Annotated in this window: 6 protein-coding genes; 1 reads left to right on the top strand and 5 read right to left on the bottom strand. The window is 76.7% G+C overall.

Annotation, left to right across the window (positions count from 1 at the left end; genetic code table 11):
- Positions 1 to 42: 42 nt before the first annotated feature.
- On the bottom strand, positions 43 to 621 hold the full coding sequence (locus tag ACFVGO_RS14525; protein WP_380358830.1) for a TIGR03086 family metal-binding protein: 579 nt from the start codon (positions 619 to 621) through the stop codon (positions 43 to 45).
- Positions 622 to 722: 101 nt separating this feature from the next.
- Here ACFVGO_RS14525 and ACFVGO_RS14520 point away from each other — a divergent pair, with 101 nt between their 5' ends.
- A complete protein-coding gene (locus tag ACFVGO_RS14520) occupies positions 723 to 1,715 on the top strand; it encodes a WYL domain-containing protein (RefSeq protein ID WP_359913066.1) in 993 nt (330 codons plus the stop codon).
- Between the two features lie 16 nt (positions 1,716 to 1,731).
- Here ACFVGO_RS14520 and ACFVGO_RS14515 read toward each other — a convergent pair whose 3' ends face one another.
- From ACFVGO_RS14515 to ACFVGO_RS14500, 4 genes are all read right to left on the bottom strand, one after another.
- On the bottom strand, positions 1,732 to 2,946 hold the full coding sequence (locus tag ACFVGO_RS14515; protein WP_359913063.1) for an alpha/beta hydrolase: 1,215 nt from the start codon (positions 2,944 to 2,946) through the stop codon (positions 1,732 to 1,734).
- A 211-nt stretch (positions 2,947 to 3,157) separates the two neighbouring features.
- A complete protein-coding gene (locus tag ACFVGO_RS14510; RefSeq protein WP_380358825.1) occupies positions 3,158 to 3,493 on the bottom strand; it encodes an MmcQ/YjbR family DNA-binding protein in 336 nt (111 codons plus the stop codon).
- A gap of 116 nt (positions 3,494 to 3,609) precedes the next feature.
- On the bottom strand, positions 3,610 to 4,899 hold the full coding sequence (locus tag ACFVGO_RS14505) for an acyltransferase (RefSeq protein ID WP_359913058.1): 1,290 nt from the start codon (positions 4,897 to 4,899) through the stop codon (positions 3,610 to 3,612).
- 26 nt (positions 4,900 to 4,925) lie between these two features.
- Positions 4,926 to 6,050, bottom strand: a complete 1,125-nt coding sequence (locus tag ACFVGO_RS14500; protein ID WP_380632034.1) for an alpha/beta hydrolase — start codon at positions 6,048 to 6,050, stop codon at positions 4,926 to 4,928.
- Between the last annotated feature and the right edge of the window lie 144 nt (positions 6,051 to 6,194).

Raw genomic sequence — 6,194 nt, 5'->3', positions numbered from 1 at the left:
AGCCGGCGCGGGCTCCCCCGGGCCGCCGGGCCGGTGCCGGGCTCAGACCGTCCGGCCCATCCAGGCGGCCAGCCGGGTGTGCACGTCGGCGTCCTCGGCGACCGGCCGGACGGCGGCGAACGGGACGCCCGGCACCCGCTGTTCGGCCGGCAGCACGAACTCGGCGACGGCCAGCGCGGTCCGCGCCAGGTCGTCGTCCAGGGCGAAGCCGTTGCCGAGGCTCCCGGCGATGTCCCCGGAGTGGGTCACCAGCTCCATCAGGTAGCCGGCCACCGCCGCCGCGCCGGGCACCTCGCCCCAGGGGGCGACGGTCGGGCGGCCGAGCTTGGCGTCGTCCGCCCAGGCGGCGGTGACCCGGGCTCGGGCCCGGCCCAGCGCGGCCGGCCAGCCCTCGTCCGAGGGGTCCTCGACGGCGGCCACGACGTCCTCGGCGCGGCCGCCCTCGCCCATGTACGCGAACCGGTGGATGCCGCCGACCACGTGGTTCAGCAGCTGACGCAGGGTGAACTCGGTGCAGGGGGTGGGCCGGTCGAGGTCGGCCGGGGTGATCGTGGCGAACAGCTTCTCCAGCTGGTCGAGGGCGGTCAGGTACTGCGGGCGGGCATCCTGGACAGCGGTCATCGGCGCTCAACTCCCTGGTGTCGGGTGGTCTTTCGGGCTCGGAACGCAATTTCCCAGTAAAACCTGACAACTGCCGTCAGGATTACTGGGATTCTTGAGGCATGAAGGCCGACCGCCTGCTCTCGATCCTGCTGCTGCTCCAAACCCGCGGCCGGGTGTCCGCCACCGAACTCGCCGAGCGGCTGGAGGTGTCCGTCCGCACCATCTACCGCGACGTCGAGTCGCTCTCCGCCGCCGGGGTGCCGGTGTTCACCGAGCGCGGGCGGCACGGCGGCATCGGCCTGCTGCCCGGTTACCGCACCGACGTCACGGGCCTGACCGCGGACGAGGCCAGGGCGCTGTTCGTGCTCTCCGCCCAGGGCGCGCACAGCGACCTCGGGCTGGACGGGGCGCTCGGTTCGGCGCTGCGCAAGGTGATGGCGGCGCTGCCGGCCCCGCACCGGCCGGCCGCCGAGCGGATCAGCGAGCGGATCCTGGTCGACCCGGCCCGCTGGATGCAGACCCCCGGCGCGGTCGGCCCCGCCGCCGGGCCGGACCTGGGTGAGCTGCAGTACGCCGTCTTCGCCGACCGGCGGCTGCGGCTGCGCTACCGGCACGGCGGCACGCCCGCGCCGGTGGAGTACACCGTCGACCCGTACGGGCTGGTGAGCAAGGCGGCGGTCTGGTACCTGGTGGCCGATCTGCACGGCGAGCCGCGGCTGTTCCGGGTCGACCGGGTGCTGGCCGCCGACACCACCGAGGAGACGGTGCGGCGCCGGGCCGGGGTCGGGCTCGGTGACGCCTGGGCGGTGCTGCGCGAGCAGGTGGAGCGGCTGCCGAAGGACCTGCCGGTGCGGGTGCGGGTCCGGCGCGGACGGCTGGACATGTTCCTGCGCATCCACGGCGGCCGGGTCACCGCGCCGCCGCCGGAGGCGGGCGCCGGGCCGCCCGAGGAGTGGGCCGAGGTGGCGATGGCCTTCCCGGCCCCGGCGGCCGTCCGGTCGCTGCTGGCCTTCGGCGCGGACGTCGAGGTGCTGGTCCCGCCGGCCGCCCGGCGCGAGCTGGCCAGGGCGGCGGCGGAGGCCCTGCGGCTGTACCAGGACCAGCCGTCCTGAGCCCCGGGGGCCGGCCTCAGGAGCCGGGGTTGGCCCGGACCACGTCCTGGTAGCGGCCGAGGGAGATCGCCGCGAAGTTGCGCAGGCTGTCGGTGCCCTCGGTGAAGTAGCCGTTGTGGCCGGCCGCGCGGGCCGAGGAGATCTGCTCGGAGCCGAAGCCGCTCGCCGTCGGGTCGGCGCCGTGGCCGAGTCCGCCGACCTCCAGGAACGGCACGTTGCCGATCCAGTCGCTGGGGTTGCGGGTGGCCCAGACGTGCACGCCGGCGCCCAGTTCGGTGGTGCTCTGCACGCCCATGCCGGGGCTGCCGAAGACCACCAGGTCGGTGATGCCGGAGGTGTCGGACGGCGAGGCCGCCGCGCGCGGGATCTCCGGGGCGGCAGTGCCGCAGACCACCGAGCCGTACGAGTGGCAGAGCAGCGACGGCGGCGCGTCCGGCCGGGTGGTCTCCTTCAGCCCGGAGAGCAGCCGCTCCAGCCGGGGGGCGGCGACGTCGGCGAGCCGGGAGGTGGCGGCGTCCGGGCCGAGGCCGGAGGGGGTGACGTAGCCGGTCCAGGAGATCACGGCGGTCCGGGTGTTCGGCGCCTGGCGCCGCTCCTCGGCGTGGAGGGCGCGGGCCATGCCGGCCGGGGAGCGCAGCGGCTCGGCGGCCTGGTCGTGGTGGCCGAGGTCGGCGTCCGAGCCGGGGACGAGCACGGAGATCCGCTCGGCGTCGGCGAGGTCGCCCCACACCTCGCTGACCAGGCCGCGGCCGCGCGGGTCGAAGGCCAGGACCTGCCGGCCGGGGGCGAGCAGGTGCTCGACGTCGTTGGCGCGGGAGACGGCCAGCGCGCGGGTGTCGGAGTCCAGTTCGCGGTCGGCGGCGCGGGCCAGGGCCCGGTCGCGCTCGGCGGCCAGGGCGATCCTGTTGGCGCGGTAGCGCAGGTCCAGCGGGGCGCCGTCGTAGTTGCCGACGACCAGCGGGTACTGCTGGATCAGCCGGTCCAGTTCGGTGGGCGCGAGCGAGGCGAAGAACGCCGCGGCGGCGGCCGGGGCGGTGGTGGCCGGGTCGGGCAGGGAGTGGCCGAAGGAGTGGTCCTGGACCCAGGCGGCGCTGCCGGCCGGAGGGGTGGAGATCGCCAGCTGCTCGGAGGAGACCGCGGCCGCGGCGGCGGCGCCTCCGGCGTCGGCGAGCACCGCGCAGCCGGCGAACGCCCCGATCAGTACCCGCTTCCAGCGCCGACGGTTGCGCACCGCACCAACTCCCTTGGGGCCCGTCACCGTTTCGCGGGCGGTGCCCGGAGGGTGCGATAGCTCTGCTGACTTCCCTGCGCAAGCCTAGGGGGCCCGGAGGGAGGACGGGAACGCCTAAACTGTGGGATGGATCACATGAACCCGGGGTGTCCGCGCGACGTCTCCCAGTGGTTCGGACGGTGCCCCGTGCAGCCGTTCGACAGGGCCGCGCTCAGGCGTCGAACTCGCGTACCAGGCGCTTCGGCGCCGTCCGCCGCCAGGCCTCGGTGACGAGGTCGTGCAGCTCGTCCCGGTCCACCAGGTCCAGCCGGACGCTCACCCAGCCGTGCCGTCCGACGTACGGGGCGGAGGAGAACACCTCGGGTTCGGCGGCGAGCAGTTCGGCCTGGTCCTCGGGGGAGGCCTTGACGGTGACCCGGTCCCCGTCGGGCGCGCCCATCGCGAAGATCCGGCCGCGGACCCGCAGCGTCTCGATGTCCCAGGTCGGCTCCTGGGCGGCTTCCGGCAGGGCCAGCGCCATCGTGCGGAACTCGTCGAACGTCACCATGGCGGCAGGGTAGGGCAGGACACCGACAGCGTGCCGCAGGGGCGCGGACCGATCGGCCCGCACCCCCCCGGCACGCCGTGCTCCGCCGCCCGGAGCGGCCCGCACCCGGTGGGCCGTCACACCACGCCCAGCGCGTACGCCGCGAAGAGCGCCGCCGCGGCGCCGGCCACCGCCTTGCCGCCCCGCGAGAAGGCCGTCCACGGGCCGTCGAACCGGCGGGTGAACCAGCCGAGCGCCACCAGCACGGCGGCGAACAGCGGCAGCAGCGCCAGCCTGGCGGCCACCCAGCCGAGCGAGTCCGGCGCGGTGGTCAGCCCCGGGACGGCACCCAGCCCGGCCGCGCCCGGCACGGCGACCGCGAGCATCGCGCTCTGGTGCCAGCAGAAGATCGTCATCGCCGACAGGTTGACCACCACGACCGGCAGCCAGAGCAGCGGACGGCGGGTCAGCAGCCGGCCCAGCCGCTCCCGCAGCAGCACCGCGGCGCCGCACTGGAACGCCGCCAGGGCGAGCACCAGCAGGGACGGCGGGTGCGAGTTGGTGCGCGCGGCCCCGGGCACGCCGACCATGCTGGCCGGGTAGTGGAAGACCAGCAGCAGCGCGGCGAACAGCGCCCCGCCGCCGAGCAGCAGCAGCCGGGCCGCCGGGCGGCCGAGCCGGCCCTGCGCCCAGAGCACGCCCAGCTGGTAGCCGAACAGCCAGCCCGGCAGGATGTTCAGCAGCGCGACCCAGGACGGCACCGCCCCGGCCCACGGACCGTACCGCAGCAGGTCGACGGCGGCGACCGAGGCCACCAGCAGGCCCGCGGACCAGCCGCCCAGCCGGCGCCCGGCGGCCACGCAGAGCGGGGTGAGCGCGGTCAGCCCCAGGTAGACCCCGATGTACCAGAGCGGCTGCACCACCAGGGTGGCACCGGTGCGCAGGGTGTCCGCGGGGACGCCGAGCGCGGGCAGCAGCGGGACCAGTGCCGCCCAGACGGCCGTCACCCCGAGCACCGGGCGCAGCAGCCGGACGGTACGGGCCCGCAGCCAGCCGCCGTACGTCACGCCCCTGGCCCGGGCCCGCTCCAGCGAGCGGACCGAGGAGTGGCCGCCGACCAGGAAGAACACCCCGAGCATCTGGAGCACCCAGCTGAGCGGGGCGAAGAAGCCGAGGGTGGAGAGCGGGCTGGTGTTGTGCAGGGCGCCGTCGGGGGAGCGGGTGAGGCCGCCGAGCATCCAGTGGCCGACCGGTACGGCGAGCAGGGCGAGGGCGCGCAGCCCGTCCAGGGCGCGGTCGCGGTGGGCCGGGGTCTTCGCGTCGACCCGCGCGGCGGCGCGGCGCAGCGCGGTGAGCGGCCGGGGGGTGCGGGGCCGGGGCGTGCGGGGCTCCGCGGTGCGGGGCCGGGGGGCGAGGGTGCTGGCCATGGTGGTGCTCCTTCCGGTGCGGGCGGTCAGGCGCGGCCGAGAGCGACGGCGGCGTAGGCGGCGAGGGAGGCGGTGCCGGGGGCGAAGTAGCCGTCGTGGCCGTGGGATCCGGTGGCGGGCAGCGGGCGGGCGCCGAAGCCGGGGGCGGTCGGGTCGGCGCCGTGGCCGAGGCCGAACAGCCGGACGTTGGGCACGTCGCCGATCCAGTCGGAGTCGTTGCGGGCGGTGGCCCAGAGCGGGACGCCCGGGTCGAGGTCGGCGGCCGAGCCGATGCCCATGCCGGGCGAGCCGAGCACCACCACGCCGGAGGCCTGCGCGGGGGTGGGGCGGGCCAGGCCGCAGACGACCGAGCCGTAGCTGTGGCAGAACACGGTGGGCGGGGCCTGCGGGCGGGTGGTGACGGCGAGTCCGTCGAGCAGCCGGGTGAGGCGGGGGGCGCCGGCCCGGGCCAGGTCCTCGGTGGCGGCGTCCGGGCCGAGGCCGAGCGGGGTGGTGTAGCCGGCCCAGGCGATCACGGCGGTCCGCCCGTCGGTGGCGTCCAGCAGCGCGCGGGCCATGCCGGCGGGGGTGCCGTACGGGCCGGACGCGCGGTCGAAGCGGAGCAGGTCGATGTCCGAGCCGGGGACGATCACGGCGGTGCGGCGGGCGGTGGCGAGGTCGCCGTACACCTCGGCGACCTGGCCGCGGCCGCGCGGGTCGAAGGCGAGGATCCGCCGGCCGCCGTCCAGCAGGGCGCGGTAGCGCTCGGCGCGGGTGCGGGCGGCCTCGTGGTCCTGCGGGGTGAGGGCGGGGTCGGTGGCCCGGGCGAGTTCGCGGGTGCGCTCGGCGGTCAGGGCCAGGGCGTTGGCCCGGTAGCGGAGGGCGACCGGGGCGCCGTCCAGGTTGCCGACCACCAGCGGGTGCCGGACGGCCAGGGCGTCCTGCGCGGCCGGGGCGAGTTCGGCGAAGAACGCGGCGACGCCGGCCGGGGTGGTGGTGGCCGGGTCGGGCAGCCGCCGGCCGAGCGAGGAGTCGGCCGTCCAGGCGGCGCTGCCGGGCGGCGGGCCGGTGACCGCGGTCTGGGTGTCGGCGGCCCAGCCGCCCGCGCCGAGTACGACCGCCAGCGCCACCGCGGTGGCGGCGATCGCCCGTCCGGCCCGAAACCTGCGCATGTCCTTGCCCTCCCTCGTCCGTTCGGCCGCCGAATCCGTTCGGCGTCCGATGGGGAGGAAGGTAGGAACGCGACGGCCCCGCGGACGTCACACCGCGGGGCCAACTCCCGGGTGCTACCCGGGTATCAGAGGGGGCGAACGGCT

It is taken from the genome of Kitasatospora sp. NPDC057738 (assembly GCF_042798815.1).
In the GTDB taxonomy this organism is placed as follows: domain Bacteria; phylum Actinomycetota; class Actinomycetes; order Streptomycetales; family Streptomycetaceae; genus Kitasatospora; species Kitasatospora lactacystinica.
This window is presented reverse-complemented; position numbering and strand designations above follow the sequence as displayed.